This window comes from Telluria antibiotica, from assembly GCF_011682055.1.
GTDB classification, from domain to species: domain Bacteria; phylum Pseudomonadota; class Gammaproteobacteria; order Burkholderiales; family Burkholderiaceae_D; genus Telluria; species Telluria antibiotica.
In genome coordinates this window covers 97145-123280 of sequence record NZ_JAAQOM010000007.1, presented here as the reverse complement: position 1 = coordinate 123280, position 26136 = coordinate 97145, and the positions used below count along the sequence as shown (strand labels likewise).

At 68.6% G+C, this 26136-nt stretch carries 22 protein-coding genes and 2 pseudogenes; 12 read left to right on the top strand and 12 right to left on the bottom strand.

Going from position 1 to position 26136, the window contains the following annotated elements:
- Positions 1–54: 54 nt before the first annotated feature.
- Together HAV22_RS13080 and HAV22_RS13075 are read left to right on the top strand one after the other, a co-directional pair.
- Complete coding sequence (locus HAV22_RS13080; RefSeq protein WP_208296178.1) at positions 55–924, top strand: PP2C family protein-serine/threonine phosphatase; 870 nt, start codon at positions 55–57, stop codon at positions 922–924.
- Between the two features lie 221 nt (positions 925–1145).
- Complete coding sequence (locus HAV22_RS13075; protein WP_166859523.1) at positions 1146–2345, top strand: PEP-CTERM sorting domain-containing protein; 1200 nt, start codon at positions 1146–1148, stop codon at positions 2343–2345.
- A gap of 1 nt (position 2346) precedes the next feature.
- Here the strand turns inward: HAV22_RS13075 and arr are convergent, their stop codons facing one another.
- Genes arr through HAV22_RS13055 form a run of 4 tightly spaced genes read right to left on the bottom strand, consistent with a single transcriptional unit; the run spans position 2347 to position 7357 of the window.
- Complete coding sequence (gene arr / locus HAV22_RS13070) at positions 2347–2802, bottom strand: NAD(+)--rifampin ADP-ribosyltransferase (RefSeq protein ID WP_166859522.1); 456 nt, start codon at positions 2800–2802, stop codon at positions 2347–2349.
- Between the two features lie 46 nt (positions 2803–2848).
- On the bottom strand, positions 2849–5290 hold the full coding sequence (locus HAV22_RS13065; protein ID WP_166859521.1) for an FtsX-like permease family protein: 2442 nt from the start codon (positions 5288–5290) through the stop codon (positions 2849–2851).
- Positions 5291–5300: 10 nt separating this feature from the next.
- Complete coding sequence (locus HAV22_RS13060; protein ID WP_166859520.1) at positions 5301–5981, bottom strand: ABC transporter ATP-binding protein; 681 nt, start codon at positions 5979–5981, stop codon at positions 5301–5303.
- Between the two features lie 38 nt (positions 5982–6019).
- Positions 6020–7357: an efflux RND transporter periplasmic adaptor subunit gene (locus tag HAV22_RS13055; RefSeq protein WP_229421216.1), complete on the bottom strand. Its 1338-nt coding sequence runs from the start codon at positions 7355–7357 to the stop codon at positions 6020–6022.
- A gap of 190 nt (positions 7358–7547) precedes the next feature.
- On the opposite strand from HAV22_RS13055, the gene HAV22_RS13050 reads away from it, so the two are divergent.
- The 4 genes and pseudogenes from HAV22_RS13050 (at position 7548) to HAV22_RS13035 (ending at position 11367) form a co-directional block, all read left to right on the top strand.
- Complete coding sequence (locus HAV22_RS13050) at positions 7548–8891, top strand: sigma-54-dependent transcriptional regulator (RefSeq protein ID WP_166859519.1); 1344 nt, start codon at positions 7548–7550, stop codon at positions 8889–8891.
- Entirely contained in the window at positions 8881–10092 is a 1212-nt protein-coding gene (locus HAV22_RS13045) for a sensor histidine kinase (RefSeq protein WP_229421215.1), read from the top strand. The genes HAV22_RS13050 and HAV22_RS13045 overlap by 11 nt, the downstream gene beginning before the upstream one ends.
- 318 nt (positions 10093–10410) lie before the next feature.
- Positions 10411–10650, top strand: a pseudogene (locus HAV22_RS31825) (DUF3592 domain-containing protein); the annotation flags it as partial.
- Between the two features lie 57 nt (positions 10651–10707).
- Positions 10708–11367, top strand: coding sequence for a glutathione S-transferase family protein (locus HAV22_RS13035; protein WP_166859517.1), 660 nt, complete (start codon positions 10708–10710; stop codon positions 11365–11367).
- A 9-nt stretch (positions 11368–11376) separates the two neighbouring features.
- Here the strand turns inward: HAV22_RS13035 and HAV22_RS13030 are convergent, their stop codons facing one another.
- Positions 11377–13296, bottom strand: a complete 1920-nt coding sequence (locus HAV22_RS13030; RefSeq protein WP_229421214.1) for a glycoside hydrolase family 2 protein — start codon at positions 13294–13296, stop codon at positions 11377–11379.
- Between the two features lie 101 nt (positions 13297–13397).
- On the opposite strand from HAV22_RS13030, the gene HAV22_RS13025 reads away from it, so the two are divergent.
- On the top strand, positions 13398–13664 hold the full coding sequence (locus tag HAV22_RS13025) for a YciI family protein (RefSeq protein ID WP_166859516.1): 267 nt from the start codon (positions 13398–13400) through the stop codon (positions 13662–13664).
- A gap of 57 nt (positions 13665–13721) precedes the next feature.
- Here the strand turns inward: HAV22_RS13025 and HAV22_RS13020 are convergent, their stop codons facing one another.
- The 6 genes and pseudogenes from HAV22_RS13020 to pdxR form a co-directional block, all read right to left on the bottom strand.
- Positions 13722–14969: a glycoside hydrolase family 1 protein gene (locus HAV22_RS13020; RefSeq protein ID WP_371869635.1), complete on the bottom strand. Its 1248-nt coding sequence runs from the start codon at positions 14967–14969 to the stop codon at positions 13722–13724.
- Between the two features lie 323 nt (positions 14970–15292).
- On the bottom strand, positions 15293–15889 hold the full coding sequence (tagH, locus tag HAV22_RS30835) for a type VI secretion system-associated FHA domain protein TagH (RefSeq protein WP_208296177.1): 597 nt from the start codon (positions 15887–15889) through the stop codon (positions 15293–15295).
- Between the two features lie 34 nt (positions 15890–15923).
- Positions 15924–16064: pseudogene (locus HAV22_RS31820) on the bottom strand (FHA domain-containing protein); the annotation flags it as partial.
- Between the two features lie 94 nt (positions 16065–16158).
- A complete protein-coding gene (locus HAV22_RS13010) occupies positions 16159–17640 on the bottom strand; it encodes a serine/threonine-protein kinase (protein ID WP_166859515.1) in 1482 nt (493 codons plus the stop codon).
- A gap of 13 nt (positions 17641–17653) precedes the next feature.
- Positions 17654–18532 carry a c-type heme family protein gene (locus HAV22_RS13005; protein ID WP_166859514.1) on the bottom strand — a complete coding sequence of 293 codons (879 nt, stop codon included), beginning with the start codon at positions 18530–18532 and terminating at the stop codon, positions 17654–17656.
- Positions 18533–19096: 564 nt separating this feature from the next.
- On the bottom strand, positions 19097–20602 hold the full coding sequence (gene pdxR / locus HAV22_RS13000; RefSeq protein ID WP_166859513.1) for a MocR-like pyridoxine biosynthesis transcription factor PdxR: 1506 nt from the start codon (positions 20600–20602) through the stop codon (positions 19097–19099).
- 101 nt (positions 20603–20703) lie between these two features.
- On the opposite strand from pdxR, the gene HAV22_RS12995 reads away from it, so the two are divergent.
- Both HAV22_RS12995 and HAV22_RS12990 read left to right on the top strand, forming a co-directional pair.
- Positions 20704–21168: an OsmC family protein gene (locus HAV22_RS12995; protein WP_166859512.1), complete on the top strand. Its 465-nt coding sequence runs from the start codon at positions 20704–20706 to the stop codon at positions 21166–21168.
- A 5-nt stretch (positions 21169–21173) separates the two neighbouring features.
- Positions 21174–21743: an FMN-binding negative transcriptional regulator gene (locus HAV22_RS12990; protein WP_371869634.1), complete on the top strand. Its 570-nt coding sequence runs from the start codon at positions 21174–21176 to the stop codon at positions 21741–21743.
- A gap of 55 nt (positions 21744–21798) precedes the next feature.
- Here the strand turns inward: HAV22_RS12990 and HAV22_RS12985 are convergent, their stop codons facing one another.
- The gene (locus HAV22_RS12985) at positions 21799–22608 is read right to left on the bottom strand and encodes a DUF4142 domain-containing protein (RefSeq protein WP_166859510.1); all 810 of its coding nucleotides are present in this window, start codon (positions 22606–22608) and stop codon (positions 21799–21801) included.
- Between the two features lie 331 nt (positions 22609–22939).
- On the opposite strand from HAV22_RS12985, the gene HAV22_RS12980 reads away from it, so the two are divergent.
- From HAV22_RS12980 to HAV22_RS12970, 3 genes are read left to right on the top strand one after another with little or no spacing between them, the layout of a single operon-like run.
- Positions 22940–24217, top strand: a complete 1278-nt coding sequence (locus tag HAV22_RS12980) for an efflux RND transporter periplasmic adaptor subunit (RefSeq protein ID WP_371869633.1) — start codon at positions 22940–22942, stop codon at positions 24215–24217.
- On the top strand, positions 24214–24924 hold the full coding sequence (locus HAV22_RS12975) for an ABC transporter ATP-binding protein (RefSeq protein ID WP_166859508.1): 711 nt from the start codon (positions 24214–24216) through the stop codon (positions 24922–24924). The genes HAV22_RS12980 and HAV22_RS12975 overlap by 4 nt, the downstream gene beginning before the upstream one ends.
- The gene (locus HAV22_RS12970) at positions 24918–26126 is read left to right on the top strand and encodes an ABC transporter permease (protein ID WP_166859507.1); all 1209 of its coding nucleotides are present in this window, start codon (positions 24918–24920) and stop codon (positions 26124–26126) included. The genes HAV22_RS12975 and HAV22_RS12970 overlap by 7 nt, the downstream gene beginning before the upstream one ends.
- Positions 26127–26136: the final 10 nt, after the last annotated feature.

Sequence of the window (26136 nt, the reverse complement as noted above, 5' to 3'; positions counted from 1 at the left end):
GCTCAGCTTCGCGGCGTCCGACGTGCGCACCGGGACGGCGCCGCGCGTGCTAGCATGCAGCCCTCCCACGTCACCTTAGCCACGCAAGCCGCGCCGTCGATGAGCCACTGGAAGCAGCTGACCCCGAGCATCTATCACCGCCTTTCGTTCGGTTGCGCGTACGGCCTGACCGACGTCGGACTCGTGCGCCAGTCCAACGAGGACAACTTCCTCATCGACGCGCAGCTGAACCTCGTCGCCGTGGCCGACGGGATGGGCGGCCACGAGGGCGGCGAGATCGCGGCCCGGCTGGCGCTGGAAACGGTGCGCGACGCGCTGTCCGCAGCGGCCCCGACACAAACCTGCCCCGGCGACGCGTTCGACCCGGACGCGACCTGGCAGGACGAGCACATGCCCGCCATCATGGCCGTGCACGAGGCCGTCGACGCCGCCAACGCGCGTGTCTACCAGGCCAACGCGCACAACGGCCTCGGCGAAGGCGGCGGCATGGGCACGACGCTGACGGGCTTCTGGCAAAGCCTGCCCGACGGCCCGCTCGTCGTCTTCCACGTGGGCGACAGCCGCCTGTACCGCTGCCGCGACGGCGAGCTGGCCGTGCTCACGCGCGACCAGACCCTGTACCAGCAAGCACTCGAAGCCGGTGTCTCCGGCGATTTCCCGCCGCGGAACCTGCTGCTGCAGGCGATCGGCCCGGTGGCCACCGTCGCGCCCGACGTCAAGGCAACGACGCCCCACCCCGGCGACCTCTACCTGCTGTGCAGCGACGGCCTGTACGGCAATACGCCCCACGCCGCCATCGAACGCGTGCTGGCCGGCGCGCATGCGCAGTCGCTGGAACAGTGCTGCGCCGAGCTGGTCGCGCTGGCCAAGTCGCACGGCAGCCGGGACAACATCACGGCCGTGCTGGCGCTCATCGAACGCTGACGCCGACGGCGTTAGATCGTATCAATTCCGCAACACAACTGTCGTACATACAACACCGCGCATGGCCCGTACGCAGGGAAGCCGGACGTACCGTCATGTCGCGTCAACTTGTGTCGTCATTGCATTATGCAAATAGAATTTTTTTAACAAAATCTGGATTTAACGTTAGGAAAGATGCTATTCTGTAGGAGCTATCCTACTTATTTATTGCCTAGCCTCTTATGGACTACCGCAGCGCCTACATCCGTCGCAGCAGAAAAGGTTTACGCCTGAACAAGCGCCTGGCCGCCGCCGGCGTGCTCGGCGTGGCCGCCTGCGCCGCCGCGTTCGCGCTGGCGATGCGCCCTTCTGCCCCATCGGCACCGGCCGCGGGCGTAACCGCGCTGGCCGCTGCGCCCGCCCCGGCAACCGCCGTGCAGCCGGCCGCGGAGCAGGTGGAGACGAAGAAGACGCGCCGCGTCTACGCCTATTCGATCGTGCCTGGCGGCGTGCTCGACCGCCGCGAACTGGCGCACGCCATCGTCGTGGACAAGGTCGTCGCGGCGCACTATGCCGCCTTCGAAGCGTCGAAGGCCACCGTCAAGACAGTCGCCGCGCCGCGCGGCGTGTACGTCTCGTACCGCAAGGGCGACAAGGTGTACTGGACGGCGAAGAAACTCCAGCTGGCACAAGGCGAGACCGTGCTGTCCGATGGCCAGAACGAGATCCGCACGCGCTGCGGCAACCGCATTTCCGACGTGCCGCGACTGCCCGTCGAGGTGAAAGGCCCGAGCGAGGAAGAACTCGATTCTTCCGTCGAGCAGGCGGAGGAAGGCGACGGCGACGGCAGCGTGGCACAGGTCGGATTCGCCGTCGACGGCAATCCCGTGGGCCAGCGCTTCCACTTGCAGACCTTCGCCACCAGCGGCACGGTCCCGAACAATGGCACGCCGCTGGCGCACCGCATTGCCGGCGTACCGGCCTACTACAACAACAACCCGGTCGGCGCCTGGGACCGGGGCACGCTGCCGCAAGTCCTGGCGACCGGGACGTCTCCGGCCGACACCGGCACGGGTGGCAATAACGGCACCGGCACCGGCACAGGTGGCGGCACCGGCACCGGCACCGATAACGGCACCGGCACAGGTGGCGGCACGGGCGGCGGTACGGACAAGGGCGGCTCGCCGACCCCCGACCCGAAGTTGCCGACGACGTTGGACGACACCAAGCTGCCCTCCACCGACCCGGGCACGAAGCCGCCGGCGGAGATCCCGGGCACCCTGCTGCCGCCGACGACGGACCTGCCCGGCACCACGGACAAACCCGGCAAGACGCCGACGAAACCCGGCGCCGCGCCGGAACCGGGTACCCTGTTGCTGGGTGGCGCCGGTGTGGCCGCGCTGCTGGCCGCGCGCCGCGCACGCAAGCGCACGCGGGGCTGACCTAGTCTTCGATCACGGCGCGCCCCGCGCGCCGCAATTCCTCGAGGTGGTCGAGCATCTGCCGCAGCACCTCTGGCGGATGCCCCGTCCAATCCTCCACTTCCGCGACGATCCTGAGCGGCGCACGCGTGCGGTACGACCGCGTCGGATTGCCGGGAAAGCGCTTGTTCGTCAGGTTGGGATCGTCCTCGAACGTGCCCGTCGGTTCCACGATGTAGAGGTGCCCGCGGCCCGCCGCGCCGGCCAGCGCCACCGCCAGCTCCGCACCCCAGACGGCGGGCTCCAGCAGCGCGGAAAAATACACGTTGTTGGAGACGCGCCCGTCCTCGAAATTCGAGGCCCGGCCCGCCGTCAACAGGTCGCCCGGCTGCAGGCGAATCCTGGTGCCGTGGTAGAACGGGCCTGGCACGTGGCCGCAGTTGTCATGGGTGACCGGAGTCCATTCCTGATTGCTCATGCCAAGTCCTCATCGTCCAGGGTGCAGCGCGTGCCGACGTTGGATTCTACCTGAGCACATCCGCCGGCGACATGCGCATGGCGCCCCACGCATGCTGCGCCATCGCGGCCACCGCCACGCAGGCACTCGCGCAAAACGCCAGCGCCACGTTCCAGTAGCCGAACGGGGCACGCTCGACGAACGACGACAGATAGCGTTCGCCCGCCAGCGCCCCCAGCGGCAATCCCGCGACGGCGCCCGCCAGCGTGAGCACGCCGATCTCGCGCAGCATGAGCACGGCGATATCGCGCCGGCGCGCGCCGTACAGTTTGCGCAGGACGATTTCGCGCGCCCGTTTCTGCGCGGCGTCGGCCGCCAGCGCGTACGTGCCGAAGGCCGATATGGCCAGCGCGATGCCGGTGGCGATCGCAACGAGCCGGGCGAGGCGCCGGTCCTCGGCATAATCGGCGGCCAGCACGTCGGCGGCGCGGTGCACGGTCAATACCGCATCCGGAAACCAGCGCGGCCACGACGCGCGCACGGCCGCTTCGGCCTCGGGCAGCGCATGCGCCGCCTTCACCGTCAGCGTCGAACCGGCGATCCACACCTCGTAGCCGACGGCGGCCGGTGCCTCGTGCAGCGAATGGAAGCGCAGTTCGGGCGCGACGCCGACGATCCGCTTGTGGACGACGCTGTCGTCGAAATTCGTGAAGACGACCATCTGGCCAATGGCGGCGGCCGGCGTGGCGAAACCGAGCCGGCGCGCCGTGACGGCGTTGACCACCAGCGGTTCGGCCGCGTCGTCCGCGTCGAGGCGCGGATCGAACAAGCGGCCCGCCACGGGCTGGATGCCGTACCGCTCGAAGAAATCGGGGCTGACGGATTTCATCTCGACGCGCACGTCGGCCACGCCGGGCCGGCGCACTTCGCGCGACCAGGCGGCGTCGTGGCGACCGACCGCGTCTTCGCTGATCGCGACGCCGGCCACGGCACCGTTGGCCTTCAGCGCCGCGATCAGCCCGCGCACCGCGGCGCTGTCCTTGGCATTCGCCCCGCCTTGCAGGTCGACGATCAGCAGCGAGGACGGATCGAACCCGGGCGACTGCGCCAGCGCGTAGCGGGTCTGCCACGTGATGGCGAGCGTCACGCAGGCCAGGCCCATCGCCGCGCCGATCTGCAGCACCGTCATCGCCTTGCGCACGCGGCCCGCGCGCACCGATTCGTCGTCCTGGCGGCCGGTCAGCGCACCATGCGGCGCCACGCGCAGCGCGGCCCACACGGGATGGATCGCGCTGGCAAGGCCGACGACGACGCCCAGCGCCAGCGCCGCCGCCACGTTCGACGGCGACAGCAGGCCGCCCAGGTCGCGCGCCACCAGCTCGGCGAACAGCGGCAGCGCCAGCCACGCGAACAGCAGCCCGAGGCTCGTCGCCAGCAGCGCCACCAGCAACGCCTCGGCGACGAACTGCATGGCGATCCGGCGCGGACTCGCGCCCAGCACCTTGCGCATGGCGATCTCGCGCTGGCGCCGGACCACGCGCGCCGTCGCCAGGTTGACGTAGTTGATCGCGGCCAGCAGCAGGATCAGCAAGGCGATGGCGCCCAGGCCCGCCACCACGGTCTTGTCGCCGCGCGGGCCCGGCCGCGCCAGGTTGTTGGCCGCGACGTCGCGGTCGAAATACGCTTCGCCGAGCGGCACCAGTTCGACGTCCATCACCTTGCGTCCGCCCAGGCGCGCGCGCGTCGCGGCCGGGATCTTCTGCAGCACGGCGGCATGGTCGACGGCGTCCTGCAGCGCGGCGCGGATCGGCCCGACGGGCGCGCCCGGCCGCACGCGCACGAGCATCCTGCCCCACCATCCGCGGCTGCCCGTCACCAGTTCGTCGCGGATCTCGGGCGGCGCGAGACTGGACGTGGGACCGAACACGGTCTCGAACGGAATCGTCGTGTTGGCGGGCGGCGTGCGCACGACGGCGCCCACGCGCACGGACTGGCCATCGACGTCGATGGTGCGTCCGACCGCGTCGGCGCTGCCGAACAGCGCCAGCGCGCCCGCTTCCGTGACGGCGAAGCTGTCGGGCCGGCGCAGCGCCGCATCGAGGTCGCCCCGCACCGCGACAAGGCCCAGCGTGCGCGCGAATTCGGGCGTGACGGTCAGGCTGTCGTGGCGATGCAGGCGGCCACCCGCGCGCGCCGTCAGCTGCTGCGGCCGAGTCGGCAGCCACGCGGCCGCGCTGTCCACGCCGGGCGCCTTCAGCGCGGTCGCGTGCAACAGCAACGGCACCTGGTCGAACCAGGGCGCCGTCGGCTGGCGGTTGTCGCGCTGCTTGACGACGTAGACCTGCTCCACGTGCGGCACGTGGGCGTTGTACTGCCACGAATAGCGCACGAAGCCGAGCAGCAGCAGGCAGCTGCCGAAGCCGATCGCCAGCCCCAGCACGACCACCGGCGAATACACGGGGTCGGCGACCAGCGTGCGCCAGCCGATCGTGAAATCTTGTCGGGTCATCGCCGCTCCTTCACGCCGCGTGGAGCGCATCGACCACGATGCGTCCGTCGAGCAGGCGCACGGTGCGCGAGGCCTGGGCCGCGTGCGCCGGCGAGTGCGTGACCATCACGATGGTCGTGCCCTCGGCGTTGATCTGGCGGAGCAGGCGCATCACTTCTTCGCCGCGCGCCGTATCGAGGTTGCCGGTCGGCTCGTCGGCCAGCAGCACGGCCGGATTCGGAACCAGGGCGCGCGCGATCGCGACGCGCTGCTGCTGGCCGCCGGAGAGCTGCGAGGGACGATGGCGCGCGCGGTGTGCCACGCCCAGCTTGTCCAGCATTGCAGCGGTGCGCCGGCGCCGCTCCGCCGCCGAGACGCCCAGGTACTGCAGTGCCAGCTCGACGTTCTCCTGCACGGTCAGCGCTTCGATCAGGTTGAAGTTCTGGAAGATGAAGCCGATGCGGCCGCGCCGCAGCCGGTTCAGGCGCGCCTCGTCAAGGCCGCCCGCCTGCTGCCCGTCGATCCAGTAGTCGCCGCTGTCCGGCGTGTCGAGCAGGCCGAGCATCGCCAGCAGCGTCGACTTGCCGCACCCCGACGGCCCCGTGACGGCCACGTATTCGCCCGCCTCGATCTCGAGGTTGATGCCGTCGAGCGCGCGCGTGCGCACGTCGCCGCCGCGATACGTCTTGGTCACGTTGACGAGCTTCAGCATGGCGTCTCCGGTGAATATGGGTGGGTGATCGTCGAGCTTCATTGTGTCATGTCCTTGGGTTGGGTTGAAAGGCCGGCCGGCTGGGCGAAGGCGAGGCGCGCGGCCTGGCCGTAGGCGGCCGTGGACGACACGATCACGCGCTCGCCGGGCGCGAGGCCCGCCAGCACTTCGACCTGGCTGTCGTTGCGGCGCCCCGTGCGGATCGGGCGCCGCAGCGCGCTGCGTCCATCGGCCGCGAGCACGTAGACGCTGGTGCCGCCGCCGTCGGCGACCCACGCATCCATCGGCAGCACCATGGCGGGCGCCGGGGCGCCCAGCGTGATCGCCACTTCCAGGCTCTGGCCCGGCTGGAGGACGGGTGCGGCGCCCTCCCCGAACGCGAGTTCGAGCGCGAACCTGCCGTCGCGGATCTGCGGATACAGCCGGCTGACCGCCAGGCCGTACGAGGTGCCGTTCACGACGGCATGCGCCGCGAGGCCCGGCGCCAGGCGGTTCAGGTAATACTCGTCGAGCTGCGCCGCCAGCTTGAAGCGGACCGGATCGTCGATGCGGCCCAGGTGCTGGTCGAGCTTGACCGTTTCGCCGACCTGCAGCCGGAAGTCGGTCAGCCGGCCCGCGACGGGCGCCCGCACTTCCAGCGCGGCGACGGTCTCGCTGACCAGGCGCAGGCCCGTTTCCAGGCGCAGGCCGGCCTTGTCCATCTGCTGCAGCGCGTTCGCCTGGATGCGCTCTTCCGCGCGCGCATCGGCCTGCTCCGCGGCCAGCAGCCGCCGTTGCTGCGTCCTGCGGTCGGCCGCGTCCTGCAGCGCGGCCGCCGACACGAAGCCCTGCTCGGACAGCGCGAGGCTGCGGCGGTACTGCTTGTCCGCTTCGCGCGCCGCGAACTCGAGGTCCGCGAGCCGCCTCCGCCGGTCGGCGCGGCTGGCCTCGAGCGCGATGCGCATGTTCATCGCATTCGAAATCTGCTGCGCCCGTTCCGACTCGCGCTGCAGCAGCTCCAGGCGACGCTGCGCGTTCGACAGGCGAAACAGCACCTCTCCTTTCGCGACGAGCGCCCCGTCGCGCGCGAGCACTTCCTCGACCCGGCCCGATTCGACCGCATCCAGCAGCACGGAACGCAGGGGCGCGGCGCTCGCGCGCACCAGCACGTCGTCATGGAACGTCGCGCGGGTGACGGCGGCCGCGCGCACGCTGGCCGCCTCGACCGACAAGCCGCGCGGCATCGCGCGCCACACCAGCATGGCGGCACCGGCGGCGAGCAGCGCGCCGGCGCACAGCGCGGCGAGGCGGCGTCCGCGACGTACGGGTAGCGGGGTGTCCATGGCGGCACCGTCGGCATCCGCCGGGGCCAGATCATCGTGCAGGTTGGAGAGCATGACGCACACCGTTCGCAACATCCGTGCCACGACATTTCAGGCCCGGACGGACGCTTCCGGCGTGCGGATTGTCCGCGACCGGACAAGCGAGGTGTCCGCTTCCGGACACTTCGCCGCCACGCCATCCGGAACGCTGGGCGGGGCGCGGGACGGCTGCTAGAATCGGCGCACCTTCATTCCTGGTGTTCCCATGTCGCCCAGCGCAGCGCACATCCTCGTCCTCGACGACGACGCCGACGTCGCCTACGCGGCCACGCTGTTGCTGCGCCGGCACGTGGCGCGGGTGGACAGCCTGGCGCATCCGGCCGACCTGCCCCGTTACCTGCAGGGCGCCACGCCGGACGTCGTCCTGCTCGACTTCAATTTCGCGCCGGGCCAGACGGACGGCGCCGCGGGACTCGCCGCGCTGCGCCAGTTGCGCGCGTTGCCGCAACCGCCCGCCGTCATCGCGTTGACGGCCTATGCGGACGTGGCGCTGGCGGTGGAAGCGATGAAGGCCGGTGCGTGCGACTTCCTGACGAAGCCCTGGGACAACGCGCGCCTGCTGGCGACCGTCGACCAGGCGTGTGCGCGGCGCGCGGACGCGGCGCCCGCCGTTCCCGGCGACGAGGATGCGCTGATGGGCGACGCGCCATCGATGCGCCACCTGCGCAACCTGATCGCCCACGTCGCGCCGACCGAGGCGAACGTGATGGTGCTGGGCGAGAACGGCGTCGGCAAGGAGCTCGTCGCACGTGCCGTCCACCGCCAGTCGCGGCGCGCGGCGCATCCGTTCCTCGCCCTCGACATGGGCGCCCTGCCCGAAGCCACGCTGGAGAGCGAGTTGTTCGGCCACCGCAAGGGCGCGTTCACGGACGCGCGCCACGAGCGGGCCGGACGCTTCCAGGCGGCGTCGGGCGGCACGCTGTTCCTCGACGAGATCGGCAACCTCCCGCTGCCCGCCCAGGCCAAGCTGTTGACGGCGCTGGAGCGGCGCGAAGTCACGCCGCTCGGCGCCGACCGCGCCCACGCCGTCGACGTGCGCATCGTCAGCGCCACCAATCTCGCCGACGACGCGCTGCACGACCCCGCCGTGTTCCGTCCCGACCTCCTGTTCCGCCTGAATACCATCGTGATCCAGGTACCGCCGCTGCGCGAGCGGCGTGGCGACATCCCGCTGCTGCTCGCCCACTACCTGGCGCATTACCAGCGCCAGTACGGCCGCGCGCCACGGCCGCTGGCCGACGATGCGCTCGACCGGCTGCAGCAGCACGACTGGCCCGGCAACGTGCGCGCCCTGCGCCATGCGTGCGAGCGGGCCGTGATCCTGGGCCAGGGCGACCAGTACGTCGCCAATGATTTCGGCCTGGCGCCGCGCGCCTCGTCCGTCGTCGCGCCGCCAGCGGAGCCGGCGTCGCTCAAGCTGGACGCGCTGGAGCGCGACGCGGTGGCCGCCGCGCTGGACCAGGTGCAGGGCAACATCAGCCGCGCCGCGCGCCTGCTGGGCGTCAGCCGCGCCGCGTTGTACCGGAAGCTCGACAAGCATGGACTCTGACGCGGCGCCACGGTGGAGGCTCGCGCTCGCGGCCGCGCTGCTGATCGGCGCCGGGTGGATCGCCCGCGGCGCGGACAATCCCTGGACATGGGCATGCGCCGGGGCCGCGATGATCGGTGGCGCTATCCTCGCGTTGCGCGCCGCGCGCGCGTGCGCGACGCCCGCCGCGCCGCTGGAGACGCCTCTGCCATCGCCGCCCGACACGGCACGCGCGGCCCGTCTCGACACGTGGCTCGAGTTCGCACCGGTCGCCCTGTTCACGCTGGACACGCCGAACGCGGATGGCGCGCCGCACCCGCTGAACACGGCCGCCCGCCGCCTGCTGGCACCGGGCCGCATCGTCGACCGCGACGGCTTAGGCCGGCAACTCGCGGGCCTCGCCGCGGACCGGCGCACGGTGCTGGCCATCGACACGGGGCACGGCGTGGAACGCGCACTCGCGAACGCGGTCGACCTGACCTTGGACGGGCGCCCGCAACGCCTCGTCGCAGTGAGTCCCGTCGAGAACGAACTGGAAGCGGAAGCCATGCAGGCCTGGCAAAAGCTCGTCCACGTGCTGACCCATGAAATCATGAATTCGCTGACGCCGGTCGCGTCGCTGTCGCAGACGGCGCGCGATCTCGTACAAGATGCCCACGGCCTCGCGCCGGACACCGCCGTCGACCTCGACACGGCGCTGGACGCGATCGGCCGCCGCGCGACGAGCCTCGCGGCCTTCGTCACCGGCTACCGGTCACTGGCCAGCGTGCCCGAGCCGCGCCCCGAGCGCATCCGCGTGCATAACCTGTTCATGCGGCTGCAGGCGATGGTGGGCGGCGGGTGGGCCGAACGTGGAGGCGAAGTGCGCTTCACGGTGGAGCCGGCGAATCTCGAACTGGTGGCCGATGCGGGCCAGCTGGAACAGGCGCTGGTGAACCTGGCGAACAATGCGCTGGAAGCGACCGCCGACGTGGCCCGGCCGTCGCTGACGATCAGCGCGCGCCTGGTGCGCGGCGGCCAGTTGCGCATCGAGGTGGCGGATAATGGGCCGGGCGTGCCCGATGAACTCGTGCGGCAGATCTTCACACCGTTCTTCACGACGCGCGCGAACGGCAGCGGCATCGGGCTGGCCATGGTGCGGCAGCTCGTGCATCGCAATGGGGGCAGGGTGCGGTATGCGCGCGGCGTCGGGGGTGGGGCGAGGTTTGTGATGACGTTTTGACGTCCTCGTCATGGTCATGGTCATGGTCAACAGTAAAACTGTCGGCGTACCATTGACCGTCGGGTCGAATTAATAAAATCACGTTACGGACGAATCGTGACACTCGCGGGCAAATTGTTCGCTGGAGCGGCAGTTGCTGCTGGGATTTTCTGCATCGCAGCCGGCAGCGCATCCTCATGGGAGAAATACCAGGCCCAGCATTGGCTTGGAGTGAAAGCGTCGATTCAATCCAGTTCGGTTCGCTGCTGGCGAAGCAGCAAAGGCCGTACGACGTATAGGCCACAAATTGCATACACGTAAGCAGTTGGTACCAACACGTATCGAAGTGATGTCGTCCGCTTTGGCCCTCAAGCAGTTGGCCGGGCCGAAGCGGAAGAGACCTTGCGTCGGTTTCCCCAAGGTGCGGAAGTCGTTGCTTATGTTGATCCTGGCGCCCCCTATCGTGCCGTGCTCGACCGTGATCGCCTGAGTAGCGAAGTCATGTGGGAAGTCGGTGATGGCTTGGCCTTAGTCGTCGCCGGAGTCGTCCTTTGGCTCACTATGCGTGATTTACGTTAGAAAAAGCGGTCCACAATGCAAGCAGTGATTCCACCACCCACCGAAAGCGAGCCCTCCATGTCTCTCGTACTCTACGGTCATTCCTTTTCGTCGTACACGCAAAAAGTGCTCGTCGCGCTGTACGAGAACGACACCAAGTTCGAATTCCGCAGCCTCGGGCCGGACACGCCGCAGCACGTGACGGAATGGCTGCAACGCTGGCCGCTGCGCAAATTCCCGCTGCTCGTGGACGGCGAGCGCAACGTGGTCGAGACGAGCGTCATCATCGAATACCTGCACCTGGCGCATCCTGGCCCCGTGCGCCTGCTGCCCGACGACCCGCTGGCCGCGCTCGACGTACGTTTCATGGACCGGGTCTTCGACCTGCACGTGATGAGCATGGTGCAGCGCGCGGTGGAAGGCGCGCTGACGGGCGACGCCACCAAGCGCGCGGACGGCCTCGCGCTCGCGACGGAAAAACTGGACCTCGCCTACGCCTGGCTGGAAGGCGCCCTGGCCGGCAAGACGTGGGCCGCGGGAGAGACCTTCTCCCTCGCGGACTGCGCCGCCGCACCGGCGCTGTTCTACGCCGACTGGACGCATCCGATCGCCGACCGCTACCCCGTCCTGCGCGCCTACCGCGCACGCCTGCTCGCGCGCCCGTCGTTCGCGCGCGCGGTGGACGAGGCGCGGCAGTACCGTCCGCTGTTCCCGCTGGGAGCACCGGACCGCGATTGACAGGCCACGTCAGCGCGCGGGCTGGCCCTCGTAGCGGCGCTGCACGTCGTCGTAATACTGCTTCAGGGTCCAGAACGCGCGCTTCTTCTGGCCGCCGTTCGAAATGAGACCCTTGCGGTTCCAGAAGTCCTGGAAGTACGGATGCTGGCGGCGCGGCGAGCGGAAGTCGACCAGCACCCACGGCGTCATCCCACGCAAGCCGGGAATCGCGGACAGCATGCGGAACTGGTTGCGGTACAGCGTGTCCTGGTATTCCTCGCTCCAGCGCGTATCGGCGTCGGCGTGGTAGCCGGCGAGCGCCTCCGCGCCGAATTCCGAGATCACGACCGGCTTGTCGTAGCGGACGTCGAAGCGGTAATTCAGCATCTCCGCATTGCTGGCCCAGTACCAGCCCGCGTATTCATTGAAGCTTGCGAGGTCGAGGAGATCCGCGAGCGGATCCTCCACCGTGATGTCGCTGCCCTTGCGGTGGATCTCCAGCGCGGCCGTCACGAGGCGCGTGTCGTCCAGCGCGTGTGCCGTCTTTGCCAGGTTGCCCATGAACGCGTTGCGCGGGGCACTCACGGGTGTCTCGTTCCCCACCGACCAGACGACGACGCTCGCGCGGTTCTTGTCGCGCGTGACGAGGTCCGTCAGCTGGGCGTGCGCGTTCGCGTACGTGTCCGGGTTCGTCCACGAGATCGTCCAGTACACGGGCACTTCCGCCCACACCATCAGGCCCATCTCGTCGGCCAGGCGGATCATCTCTTCGCTGTGCGGGTAGTGCGCGAGCCGCACGTAATTGCAGTTCATCTCCTTGGCCCACTGCAGCAGCATGCGCATGTCGCCCGGACCGCGGGGCCGGCCCGGAATCAAGGGGTTCTCCTCGTGCAGCGAGATCCCGCGCAGGAACACCGACTTGCCGTTCAGGAGGATGTCGCGGCCGCGCGTCTCGATCGTGCGAAAGCCGATGCGGTCGACGACCTTGTCGCCCCCGCCGCTCAGCTCCACCGTGTACAGCTTGGGCTGTTCCGGCGACCAGTAGACGAGTTTATCGACGGGGACATTCAGCGCCGCGCGGCCGTTCGCATCGGTGCGCACCGTGGTCCTGATGCCCGCTTCGGGAATCGCCACCGTCACCTGCTGCGCCTTCGCGTCGCCCGCCATCTGGATGAAACCTTCGATGCGGTGCGCGTCGCCCTTCGCCAGTTGCACCTTGTAGTCGGCGATGTACGTGGCCGGGAGTTCGGCCAGCAGCACGTCGCGCGTGATGCCGCCGTAGTTCCACCAGTCCGTGTTCACGGTCGGGATCTCGTCCTGGTGCCGCGTGTTGTCCGCCTTGACGACGACGACGTTGCGGCCCTTCGCCAGCTTGTCCGTCACGTCGAACTGGAACGGCGTGAAGCCGCCCTTGTGCATCCCGAGTTTTTTGCCGTTCAGGTAGACGTGCGCCTCGTAGTTCACGGCACCGAAGTACAGCGCGTAATGCTTGCCCGGCTTCGGATCGGCCTGGAAGGCCTGGCGCAGCCACACGGTGCCTTCGTACAGCTGCAGCTTCTCGGCCTGCGAGTTCCAGTCACCCGGCACCGTCAGCGTCGGCGCGCGGTCGAAGTCGTATTCGACCCACTCCGTCCTGTCCTTCGGCTTGCGGTCGTCGTAGAAGCCGCCCTTGCCGCTTTCCGACTGGTCGAACGGCGTGTGGCGGTAGTCGTAATAGCCGTTCTCGTACGGGTCGATGATGTAGCTCCAACGGCCGTCCAGGCTCACGTGGTTGCGGCCGTAGATGTTCTGCGTCGGCGCCATCAGGCTGCTCGCCTGCATTGCCTTCGCTGGCTGGCCGGCCAGCTGGACGTCGGTCGGGGCGGCGTGCGTCGCCACGACGGCGCCGGCCAGCAACGCCGATGCGGACAGATGCAGGACGGCCGTCAGCCGTGCAAACGGGTGGGTCATGTAGTCTCCAGTTGTTGTGGCGCAGTTAGCGCTATCGGTGTTATTAAAGGAATGTTATCGTTGTCGCGCCCTCGGGGCAATCTTTACGACATGGCGATGCGATGGGCACCGCCATCGCCACCGACGGCAACCAGTGGGCGCACTACATGACGTCACTGCGCGCGTCGGGTCGATTCGACGGCGGCAGTTCGATCGGAACCGGCGCGGTTTTCCGGAAGGGCCGTGCCAACACGGCCGCGCCGACCGTCGTTTCCGGCTTTCTCCGGGTTCGTGCCGAAAACGTGGACGCGGCGCGGGCGTTCCTGGTTGGGAATCCGGTCTACGAGGCGGGTGGCACGGTGGAGATCCGGGAACTGCCGCGGACTTGACGTAGGTTGTGTGTATGCCAGGTGTCAAGCGAATGGACGCCGCGACGCGCCCGTCGTTCAGCACCAGTTCTTGTCCGGCTTCATGCGGAGCCGGTGCGCCGCATCGATCACGTCCTGCAGTTCGACCGGATCGCTGAACGGATCGGCGTCCAGTTGGGTGACCCGGTTCAGTTCCTTTTGCCAGCGCCGCAGTTCGTCGATGTATTCCTGGTCCGGCACGCGTTTAAGGTCGCCGTTGTCGGGGACCACGTCGCAGATGCCGTTGTGGACCCATTCGCCGCTGTGCCAGTCCGGCATGTCGACCGAGGGGAACAGGCAGACGGCCTGCAGGTCGATGCCGCGCTCCACGGCCGCCAGCGATTCCTGCATCACGTCGTTGAGCCAGCTGGTGCGGCCGTGGCCAAGACCGCTCGTTTCGCCGATGATCATCGGCCGCCGATAACGCTTCCACACCGTCTCGAGCATGTCGCACAGCGGCGAGATGCGATCGTCGCCGGGCGGCAGCGGCGCATGCGGCCCGTGCTCGCGGTATTCCATCTGGCCGAACGAATAGACGTTCGCGCCGACGATGTCCAGGACGTCGGGCGCCCCACCGAATTCGGGATGCTTCTTGCCGCAGATGATGTCCCAGGCGAGGAACGTGTCGACCTCGGTCTCGTTGCGCGCGGCCTCGACCTGGTCGGGCCGATCGCGCGGCGCCACCACGCGCACGAGCGGGTCCACGTGCACCATGCGCGCGTCCGCATCGACTTCCCGTATCGCCTTCACGCCCGCGATCGCGGCCCGGCACAGCGCGAGCCGCAGGCGCATCCGGTCTTCACGGTCGCAGTAAAACGGCGCGGCCCAGCCCCACTCGCCGCCGCAGTAGGAAAAGAAGGTGATCTCGTTGATGGGCGTGAAGAAGTGCGGACCACGCACCCTGGTCACCACGTACTCGGCCGCGGCGCGGCAATAGCGCGCGAAGCGGTCCACGAACGCATCGGAAAACGGATCGAGATCGTCCGGGTAGCCGTAATGGCAGAGGTCCCAGATCGGAATGATCTTCGCGTCGTTCATCGCGGCGATGAACGGATCGATCGACGAAAAATCGTAGCCGCCGCCGCGGTCCACCATCGGCCACGGAATGCCTTCGCGGGCCACGGCGATGCCGACGCGGCTCAGGAACCGATAATCGTCGGCGGCATGGCGATCATGACCCGTTTCCGCGACCAGGTTGCGGCGGCGCTTTTCATCGCCCCACAAGAAGGTGGAGCATTCGAAGCCGGACAAAAAGAACGTGGGAAAAATGCCTGGGCGTCGTGCCACGCGGTTCTCCTTTCGGTTCCAAACTGGCCGAGACTGGCCAACTGTGCCGGGTTGCATTCGACAGTTGTTCGCGTCAAATCCCGCTGCCCCGCAGAGGACGCGCGCGATCTCGCTCGGGATAGCTCCGGCGTGGCGGAGTATAACCTCGTCTCCTGATCGGGCCGTGCACGGCTGCGCCCGTACAGGGCAGCGTTTTATTCGGCCGCTACGGGTTGAGGCATCGTCCAGCAATCTCAGTCGCAACCAGTTAAAGGTATAACGGATGCTGCTGCTCCCTGGTCCAGATGACTTTACTATTCCACGACATTCGTATTCAGTGGGGTTCAGCGACGCCCCTGGCGCAGCCGCGCGACCTGTTCCTCGTAGGCCTGGCCGAAGGCTTCGCCGAACAGGCGGTGGAAATCGCGATCCGCTTCAACGGCCATCTGCGTGTACAGCTCGACCATGCGGTCCCACATCCTGGCCTTGCGGTTCGACGCGAGCACCTTGTCCATCACGGTCGGCACCTGCAGGCGCGCCTCGATGGCAGCGGGGTCGAAGCGTGCGAGCACGCCCGCCAGCGCGGAGCGCATGCCCGCCATGATCGCCAGCTCGTGCGCCTTCAAGTCGTCGAATGCGGTCGCGAACGCGCGCGGCGCCGGCATATAGCCCGGCATCGCGCCACCCATCATTTGCGCGAGCGCGCTGCCGGCATCCGGGAAGAACTTCAGCGGATTGTTGGCGGCGGCCGAGATCATCGTCATGTCCAGCCTGCTCTCGCGCTTGGTCATGGCACGGCCCATCAGTGCGCCCATCGTGCCGGCCGTCGCTTCGCGCAGCATGGCGCCCGCCATCTCGGCGATTTCCTCGGCGCCGCGCTTCGTGTTCAGTTCCGTGAGGCCGAGGCCGCGCAGCAGGGCCTGGATCACGGGGTCGTGCACGGCCGCTGCGGCATGGGCGGGCGGTGCCGGCGGGACGGTCGTTCACGAAACTCGGGTTGCTGCCGACGTCGACGAGCCAGAATGCCTCGTCGCGATACTCGACGCGCGCACGCGCGAGCGAGATGTATTTGCCGGGATCGTCGAGCACGAGGTCGTTGCCGGGCGCGCGGCCGATGGCACCGCCCAGGCGGTCGAAGCGCCGCGTTGCGGTACGTGTAGACGCTCAGGAGGATGGGCATTGGCGTCGCGTGTCGTTGGCGCCCAGGGGCTCAGCCACGCCCCACGTCCTTCAGGAAGCGCGCCCGCTCCTGCGGGTCCGGCAGGTTCTCGGCCAGCAGGCGATAGAACTCGTCGGGATTCCCCGTCATCTTCGCGGCCCGCTTCGCCAGTACTTTCGCGATCGGGCCGACGTACACCGCGAGCGTCATCTGCGCCGCCGCCATCAGCTCGGGGCTCAGTTGCAGCAACGTGGGCATGCCCGCCATCTGCGCCAGTTGCGTGGCCGTCTTCGGCGCGCCCGTCTGGCTGCGGCCGCTCATCGTCGCCAGGGTGGAAAGTCCGTGCTTCTTCTTGATCTCGCGGACGCTGTCCTGGAATTGCGCGCGGCCCGCGTCCGAACCGATGTGCGGCAGCAGCTTGCCGCACAAGTCGTCCAGGTCGACGGCGTCGCCCGCTGCATTCTTCAACACCAGTTTCGCGACGGGCCCGATCTGCGTCGACAGTGCTGTCTGCAGGTCGGGCGCCAGCGCCTGCAGCCAGTCGGGCGCGACACCTGTGAGGCCGGACGCGCTGCCCGTCCCCTGGGGCATGCTGCCGCTCTGCGACGCGGCCGCCGGATGCACGGGCCGCGCCGGCTCGGATGCCACGGGGCGCTGGAACGCGAGCACGGTGCGTTCGTTGTCCTCGTCCGTCAGTGGCACGCCGCCCGTCTGCTGCATGTACGCGGCGTTCAGGGCATCCAGGAAGGCCTGCGCGGTCGGGTAGCGGTCCTCGATGCGCTTGGCCATCGCCTTCGACAGCACGGCATCGAACGACGGATGCAGTGCCGGCTGGTGCTCGCCGGGCCGCGGCGGGGTCTCGTGGATGATCTGGTGCATGACGGTCGATGCCGGCCCGCTGAACGGCCGCACCCCCGTCAGCATCTGGTACAGCACGATGCCGACGGCGAACAGGTCGGAGCGGCCGTCCACCGTCTCGCCCTTGAACTGTTCGGGCGACATGTAGCTGGGCGTGCCGATCACGGCACCCACCTGCGTCAGGGTCGACGACTCGATCTTGGCGATGCCGAAGTCCGTGATCTTGACCTGGGCGTCGCCCGTGACGAGGATGTTGGCGGGCTTGATGTCGCGGTGGACGACGCCGCGCGCGTGCGCGTAGTCGAGCGCGCGCAATAGCTGCGTGATGCAGGTGATGCTGGCCGCGAGGTCCATCGGCACGTCCTTGACGAGGAACGTGTTCAGCGGCGTGCCGTCCACGTATTCCATCGCGATGTACGTCGTGTCGCCGTACCTGCCGAAATCGTACACGGCGACGATGTTCGGGTGCACGAGGCGCCCGGACGCCTGCGCCTCGTTGCGGAAGCGGGCGACGATGTCCGCTTCCTGCATGCCGTCCAGCAGTTCGTGCCGGATCGTCTTGAGCGCGACCGTGCGCGCGATGTCGGCGTCGAACGCCTTGTAGACCACACCCATCGCACCGCTGCCCAGCGTGCCGTCGATGCGGTATTTACCTATCCTGTCGATTGTCGCCATGTCCTGTCCTGCTTCATTCCTCGAGCATCTTCAACGCACTGTTCAGGCTCGTGCGCATGCGGTTGAACGAGCGACCCAGGCCGCTGATCTCGTCGTTGCCCTTGACGTCGAATTCGTCCGCCTCGAACCTGCCCATGCTGACGTCGTCGGCGACGTGCGCCAGGCGTTTGATGCGGCGCGTGACGAACAGGTGCACCATCACGTTCAGCGCGACGAAGACGGAGACGAACACGCCGAACAGCGACAGCATGAACGTCTTGAAGATCGCATCCGCGCGCGCCGTCGGCACGGCCATCGGCACCGAGATCACCTGCGCGCCCACGACCTCGTTCAGCTTCCAGCCGAAACCGTTGTTCGCGCCGTAGATGTCGACCATCGTCTTCGGCGCCTCGGCGGCCGTCGTGTGGCAGCCCAGGCAGACAGGGTCCTTGATCTGCAGCGGCCGCGCAATGTACAGGCTGTGGCCCGTCGCCGTGTCGCGCTCGCCGACGAATTCCTTCATGTCGGGCTTGTTCCGCAAGGTCTGGATGACGTCGACTTCCCAATCCGACGCCTTGTCGCGCAGGTTCGTCGGGTTCAGCGTCGCTTCCTTGTACGCGAAGTCGGGGTAGGACTTGAGGATCACGTTGAGGTTCTCGACGGCCGAATACGACGGCACCGACTGCGGGTGGAACTCGACTTTCATCTGGTCCTTCAGCAGCGGCTGGATCTGGCTCGCCGTGTAGCCGCGCACGCTCTTGGCCGCTTCCAGCAGCAGGCGTGCGTTCTGCAAGGTTTCCTCGCGCGCGCTCTCCTTGAGCAGGCGGTCCGCGACGACGCCGGCGGCAAGGAAGCCGGCGGCGAAGATCGACAGGAACACCAAGTTGAATTTGGCGGCGATCGAAAGTTTCATGATGTGTTCTCGTGATTGAATTCCATGTCGCCGACGTCAGAACAGCGAACCGTTCGGCGCCCTGGCCGGATGCAGCACCGGTAGCGACCGGGATAGTCGTCGTGTTCGTAGCTCGTCTGGCCGGCAGCGCCCGCACGAGCGGCGCCGCGACGCGCAGGCGTGCTTCTTGACTTGCTTCCGTTCAGGGGGGACGGCGGGGCAAGGGTGTCCCCGTACCGGACTTCCGCGATGCCGAGCGCACGCTGCTAGCGCTCCGGGAATGCGGCGTCATACTCGGGATTCGGCCCGCAAGGGGCGGCCTCCTCCAAATCCTCGAGCAGGACATCGACGTCGACAATACTCATGATTGTGCGCGTTGTATCTAGTGTTGGACGTGTTCGACGCGTCGTCACGGCACCTTGGCCGCGCGCGGTCTATTGGTTTTTTTCGTGGGAATATTGCCCACACGATCGCGCACTATACGCCAATTGATGACGTCATTGTTAGCAGAACCGTAATTTTTTCACATTGGAAACTGAGCAAAAACGCGAATGGACGGCGAGCCCCGGCCCAATGGAACGCTGATCATCGTCCGTCGACATGTGGGCCGCCCCGGGCCGCGCGCTCGATGGCACGCGCCAGGTCGTCCACGCCGGTACGCAGCACGTCCGGCGCGAACGCGGAAAAGCCCAGCAGCAGCCCGGGCGCGATGGCGCAGTCGGCGCCGGCCTGCGGATTCGTGTAATAGCCCAGCGTACGCACGTCGACCCCGAGCGCGCGCGCGTGCTGCGCGACCGTCTCTTCGGCGAGCAGCTCCGTGAAATGCACGCACAGGTCGAGGCCCGCGTCGGACGGCCCCTGGCGCACGCGTGACCCCAGCCGTGCGTCGAGCGCGTCGATGAGGGCCTGCCTGCGTTCGCCGTACGCGTCGCGCGTGCGCCGGATGTGGCGCGCGAAGTGGCCGCCGGCGATGAAGTCCGCGAGCGTGGCCTGCGGCACGATGGGGCTGTGACGGTCGACGACGGCCTTCGCCCGCGCCAGCGCGGCGGCCAGCTGCGGCGGGGCCACGACGTACCCGAGGCGCAGCGCCGGGAACAGCACCTTCGACAGCGTGCCGACATAGATCACGCAGCCCGCGCGGTCCAGGCTTTGCAGCGACGCGAGCGGCGGCCCCGTGTGGCGGTATTCGCTGTCGTAGTCGTCCTCGACGATCCACGCGCGGTTGGCCTCGGCCCAGCGCAGCAGCTCGAGGCGACGCCGCAGGCTCATGGTGACGCCCAGCGGCAGCTGGTGCGACGGCGTCGCGAACGCAAGCCGCGCATCGGGATAGCGGCGCGCCGCGTAGGCCACGTCCATGCCTTCGTCGTCGACGGGCACCGGGCACACGCGGGCGCCGGCCACCGTGAACGGCGCCACCGCGCCCTGGTAGCCGGGCGACTCGATCCACATCGATTCGCCCGGCGCGAGCAGCAGCTGGGCCAGCAGGTACAGCGCCTGCTGCGAGCCGGACGTGATCACGATCTGGTCCGGCGAGCACTGCACGCCGCGCGACGCCTTCAGGTAGGCGCACAGCAGTTCGCGCAGCGGCGCATGGCCCGCGGCGGCCGCGTAACCGAGATGCGCCGTCGAATGGCGCCAGTGGCGCGCTTCCAGCCGGCGCCACACGTCGAACGGGAACAGGTCGAGGCCGGGCATGCTGGCACGGAAGGCGCGCAGCGGTCCCGCGTGGTGCAGCACACGCGCCATGCCGCCGGCAATGAGTTCGCCGCGCGCCGACAGCGGCCGCACCATCGGCGCCGCGGTCTCCGCGCGCGCCCGCGCGCCGGACGGCAGCGACGCGCTGACGAACGTGCCCTTCCCCACCGTGCCCGCCAGATAGCCCTCGGCCATCAACTGCTCGTACGCGGCGAGCACCGTCTGGCGCGACACGTTCAACAGCCCGCACAGGATGCGCGTGGCCGGCAGGCGCACGCCGGCGCCGATCCGACCGTCGAGGATCGCGGTCTTCAGATGGACGTACAGCTGGCGGAACAGCGGCGTCGCGGTATCGCGGTCGAGCGTGACGGCGGCGAGGATGTCGTGGACGTGCATGGCGGCGCGATGGATTGGTACGCCCATCTTCGTGATAATTGGTCATTTTAGCAAGCCATTGCGTCGCCTAAGATGAACACTCATTCGCACATGGGGATACGATGAAACGATTCGAAGCCACCCTGGCCTGGCAGCGCGGCGACCAGGCCTTCACCGACCTGCGCTACAGCCGCGCGCACCGCTGGCAGTTCGACGGCGGGCTGGACGTGCCGGCGTCGTCGTCGCCGCTGTCCGTGCCGGTGCCGCTGTCCGATCCGGCCGCCGTCGATCCGGAAGAAGCGCTCGTCGCGGCCGCCGCCAGCTGCCACATGCTGTTCTTCCTGTCGCTGGCGGCCGCGCGCGGCTACGTCGTCGACCGCTACGACGACCGCGCCACCGGCACGCTCGACACGGGCGCCGACGGCCGCGCAGCCATCACGCGCATCGTGCTGCGCCCGGCCATCGCGTTCGGCGGCACGCACCAGCCCGACCATGCCGCGCTGGCCGAGCTGCATCGCGAAGCGCATGCGCGCTGCTACATCGCCAATTCACTGAAAGGAGAGATCGTCGTGGAGGGTTTCGAATAATGTACGTGCAAACGCAGTTCGCCACGGCCTCGCAGGCCGACATGTTCCACCTGATGACCGAGCATCCACTGGGTGCGCTCGTGCGCATGGGCGCCGACGGCCTCCAGGCGGACCACATCCCGTTCGAACTGGTGCCGCCGTCCGCCGACGCACCATGCGGCCTGCTGCGTGCGCACGTGGGCCGCGCGAATCCCGTCTGGCAGGCGGGGGATGCGCAGGTGCTCGTACTGTTCCAGGGCGCGTCGGGTTATGTGTCGCCGCTGCTGTACGACGTCGAGGCGGCCGGCGGCCGCGTCGTGCCGACGTGGAACTACACGGTCGTCCACGCGCACGGCCGGCTGCGCGCGATCGACGATCCCGCATGGATCCTGGCCCAGATGACGCGGCTGACGCGGCGCCATGAAGATGCGCACGCCGGGTGGAAGGTGGAGGATGCGCCGCCCGAATTCATCGACAGGATCGTGCGGACGACGGTCGGCATCGAGATCGCCATCGACAGGCTCGAGGCGAAATTCAAGATGAGCCAGAACCGCACGGCCGCAGACCGGGCGCGGGTACTGGCTGCGATGGAATAGCGGCAGCGCCGCGCGCGTGGCTCCGGCGCGGCGCGCGGTCAAGCGCGGGGAGGTGTCACTTGCCGGACGTCGTGCCCGCCTTTGCCTTCGGCATCTGCTCGGCCGACTTCAGGTGTTGCGCGACGACGGGTTTCGTCTTCTCGACGAGGGCCTTCAGTTCCGGGTCCTTGGCTTTCTTCGCGGCCGCCATCAGCTTGGCGTGGACGGTCTTGTGATCCTGCACGCCGGAGTCCTTCATATAGGCCTTGTCGAACGCATCGCCGCTCATTTTTTCCAGCTTGGCGGCCATGGCCTTGTGCTTGGCGTCGGGCTCGGTCGGCAAGGTCACGCCGCGCGCCTGCGCGAGCGCCTTCACGTCGTTCAGGTTCGACGTGTGATCGTCGATCATCTGCTGGGCGAAGGCCTTCACGTCGGCGTTCTGGCTCTTGCTCTGCGCGAGCTTGCCGCCCTCGACTTCGGCCATGTCGGCCATCGCCATGTCCTTGAGGATTTTTTCGTCGGACGCGCTCAGCTTGGCGCCGGTAGCCGCCCCCGCGGCCGCCTGGCCGGCGCCGCTGGCGCCCATGCTCGCGCTGCCGGTCTTGGCAGACTGGTCGGCCATGCCGGACGCGTTGTGGCCGGCCATGCCCGAGGAACCCGTGCCGCCCGTCTGCTTGGCGCGGTTTTCCATGCCCGTGCTGTTGGTGTTGTCGATGGTGCCTTCATGCGTGGTCTTGCCGGACGTGTTCGGCTTGGCGGCGCTGCTGGTGCCCGTCTGGCTCGGGTTCGAACTGAGCGACGTCTGGGCCTGCACGCCGACGGCACTGAGCATGGCTGCCACCGTCGAAACGGCCAGCAGCCCTTTCAAGACTTTTTTGTTCTGCATGTTTCGCTCTCCTGATTGCTGTTATGGATTAGACGCCTGGCGGGATCAGCCGTGCGCAAGCTCGTGTTCAAATGACAACGGCCGTGGCACAGTGTATCGCTGCGATTTCTTGAACAGCGCGCGTTAGCCAGCAGGAAAGTTTATCGATATGCGAAAACCGTCCACGGCTGCGGGCACCCCCGGCGCTGAAAAAAAGCCAAAAACCCGTGCCACGGTCAAACACAAGCGATTTTTATTGCGACATGATCGCCTCGGCATAACACCTTCTTGCGACCCCGTCCGGTCCGCGGCAAAACCGGCGGGGGCTTTTTTGCCGCGCGGCGACTTTATCGTGGACAAAACTACTCAGGAACTTCAAACATTGCTGCAGGGTGCCGGCACGCCGACGGGCCTGTCCGCGCGGCGCGTGGCCGTGTGGGCCGTGCTGCTGCTCGCGGCATTGATTGCCGTGGCCGGCGCATGGCGCCTGGCGACGAGCCGGCATACGGACACCGCATGGCTGACGGAGCCGGCGACCGTCGGCAATCTCGTCGTCACGGTGTCCGCCACGGGCACCCTGCAGCCGACCAAGTCGGTGGACGTGGGCAGCGAGCTGTCCGGCACCGTGGCCCGGGTGCTCGTCGACGAGAACGACGTCGTCAGGCAGGGCCAGTTGCTGGCCGAGCTGGACACGGCCCGCCTGGCGGACACCGTCACCCGCTCCGAGGCGGCCGTCGCGGCCGCGGTCGGCCAGGTCGCCCAGGCGCGCGCCACCGTCGCCGAGGCCGAGGCGGCGCAACGCCGGCTGCACCGGCTGTCCGAGATGTCCGGCGGCGTCGAACCCGCCCGGCAGGAACTGGACGCCGCCGACGCCGCCCAGCTGCGCGCCCGCGCCAACGCCGCCAGCGCGCAGGCCCAGGAAGCGCAGGCGCGCGCGGCGCTCAAGACGGACCGCACGAACCTGGGCAAGGCGCAGATCCGCTCGCCGGTCGACGGCGTCGTGCTGGCGCGCAAGGTCGAGCCCGGCAACACGGTCGTGGCCGCGATGAACACGCCCGTGCTGTTCACCGTGGCGGAAGACCTCACGCGGATGGAGCTGCAGGTCAAGGTCGACGAAGCCGACGTGGCCGGCGTGCGCCCCGGCCAGCCGGCCGACTTCACGGTCGCCGCCTGGCCCGGCAGGCGCTTCCCGGCGACGATCCGCCGCGTCGGCCTGGGCTCGACGACGACCGACAACGTCGTCACGTACAAGACCGTGCTGGAAGTCACGAATGCCGACCTGGCGCTGCGGCCCGGGATGACGGCGACGGCGTCCATCGTCACGGCAAGGCGCGACGGCGTGCTGCTCGTGCCGAACGCCGCGCTGCGCTTCACGCCGCCCGCGAGGCGTGGCGGTGGAGGCGGCTTCGTGTCGAACCTGCTGCCGCGGCCACCGTCGGCGCAACGCCGCAACGCCCGCGGTGCCGATGCGGACGGGGCCGCGCACCAAGTGTGGATCCCCGGACCGGACGGTCCGCGCGCGCTGGCCGTGCGCACCGGCTTGTCCAACGGCCGCCAGACCGAGGTGACGGGCGGCGACCTCAAACCCGGCATGGCCGTGATCACCGACGTCCAGGAAGCCGCGAAATGAGCGCGGACGTGCCGCTCATCGAACTGCGCGGCCTGACCAAGACCTACGGCCACGGCAATGCGGCGCTCCAGGCCCTGAGCGGCATCGACCTGCGCATCGACGCGGGCGAGTTCGTCGCCGTGATGGGGCCCAGCGGTTCCGGCAAGTCGACGGCGATGAACCTGCTCGGCTGCCTGGACACGCCCACCAGCGGCGTCTACCTGTTCCAGGGCATCCACGTCGAGCGCCTGGACCGCAACCGGCGCGCACTGCTGCGCCGCGCCTGCCTCGGCTTCGTGTTCCAGGGTTTTAATCTGCTGGCGCGCACGACGGCGCAGGACAACGTCGAGCTGCCGCTGCTGTACCGCGGCGAGCCCGCGGCCGCGCGCCACCGGACCGCGCTGGCCGCGCTAGCGCGCGTCGGTCTCGACGGCTGGGCCACGCACACGCCGGCCGAGCTCTCCGGCGGGCAGCAGCAGCGCGTGGCGATCGCGCGCGCCATCGTCACGAATCCCCTCGTGCTGCTGGCGGACGAGCCGACCGGGAACCTGGACAGCAAACGCAGCCACGAGATCATGCATCTGCTGTCGGACCTGAACCGCGAGCAAGGCATCACGGTCGTGATGGTGACGCACGAGCCCGACATGGCCGCCTACTCGCACCGCATCGTCCATTTCGTCGACGGCAGGATCGACAGCGACGTGCCGAACCTGGAGACGGCATGCTGAGCAACGCCTTGCTTCTCGCGCTGCGCGAGATCCGCCGCAACCTGCTGCGCTCCTGCCTCACCGTGCTCGGCATCGTGATCGGCGTAGCGGCCGTGATCACGATGGTCACGCTGGGCAATGGCGCGACGCGCGCCGTGGCCGACCAGATCTCGAGCCTCGGCAGCAACCTGCTGATCGTGCGCCCCGGCCAGCGCCTCGGTCCCGGCCGCGACAGCGCGGGCGCGCCGCTGTTCAAGCTGGCCGACGCCGACGCCATCCGTACGCAGGTCGCGGGCGTCCGCGCGGTGGCGCCCGCGGTCGGGCAGGCCGTGACCCTCGTCGCCGGCAACGGCAACTGGTCGTCCACCGTCAGCGGCAGCACGAACGATTACTTCACGGTCGCCAACTGGAGGCTGGCCGACGGCCGCCTGTTCGGCGACGACGAGCTGGCCGCCGGCAAGGCCGTCTGCGTGATCGGCAATACGGTGCGGCGCCAGCTGTTCGGCACGCGCAACCCCGTCGGCGACAGCCTGCGCATCAAGGGCTTTGCGTGCGAGATCGTCGGCCTGCTGGCGGCCAAGGGCCAGGGCGCGATGGGGATGGACCAGGACGACGTCGTGCTGATGCCGCTGACGACGGTCCAGCGCCGCCTGACGGGCAAGACCGACGTGACGACGATCCTCGTGTCGCTGCGCGGGTCGGCCTCGTCCGCGCAGGTGATGCGCAGCATCGCCACCCTGCTGCGCGAACGGCGTCACCTGGCCGAGAACGAGGACGACAATTTCAACGTCATGGACACGCGCCAGATCGCCGAGACGCTGTCCGGCACGATCCGCACGATGACGGGCCTGCTGGGCGCCGTGGCGGCCGTCAGCCTGCTCGTGGGCGGCATCGGCATCATGAACATCATGCTCGTCTCGGTGACGGAGCGCACGCGCGAGATCGGCATCCGCCTCGCGATCGGCGCGCTCGAACGCGAGGTATTGTGGCAGTTCCTGATCGAGGCCGTCGTGCTATCCGGCTTCGGCGGCCTGATCGGGATCGCGCTCTCGCTGCTGGCCTGCGCATCGCTGGCGCAGCCGATGCAGGTGCCGTTCCTGTTCAGCCCATCGATCAACGTCGTCGCATTCGGCTTCGCGACGGCGATCGGGATCGTGTTCGGCTACTTCCCGGCGCGCCGCGCCGCGCGCCTCGATCCGATCGAAGCACTGCGGCACGAGTGAGGCTCACGCG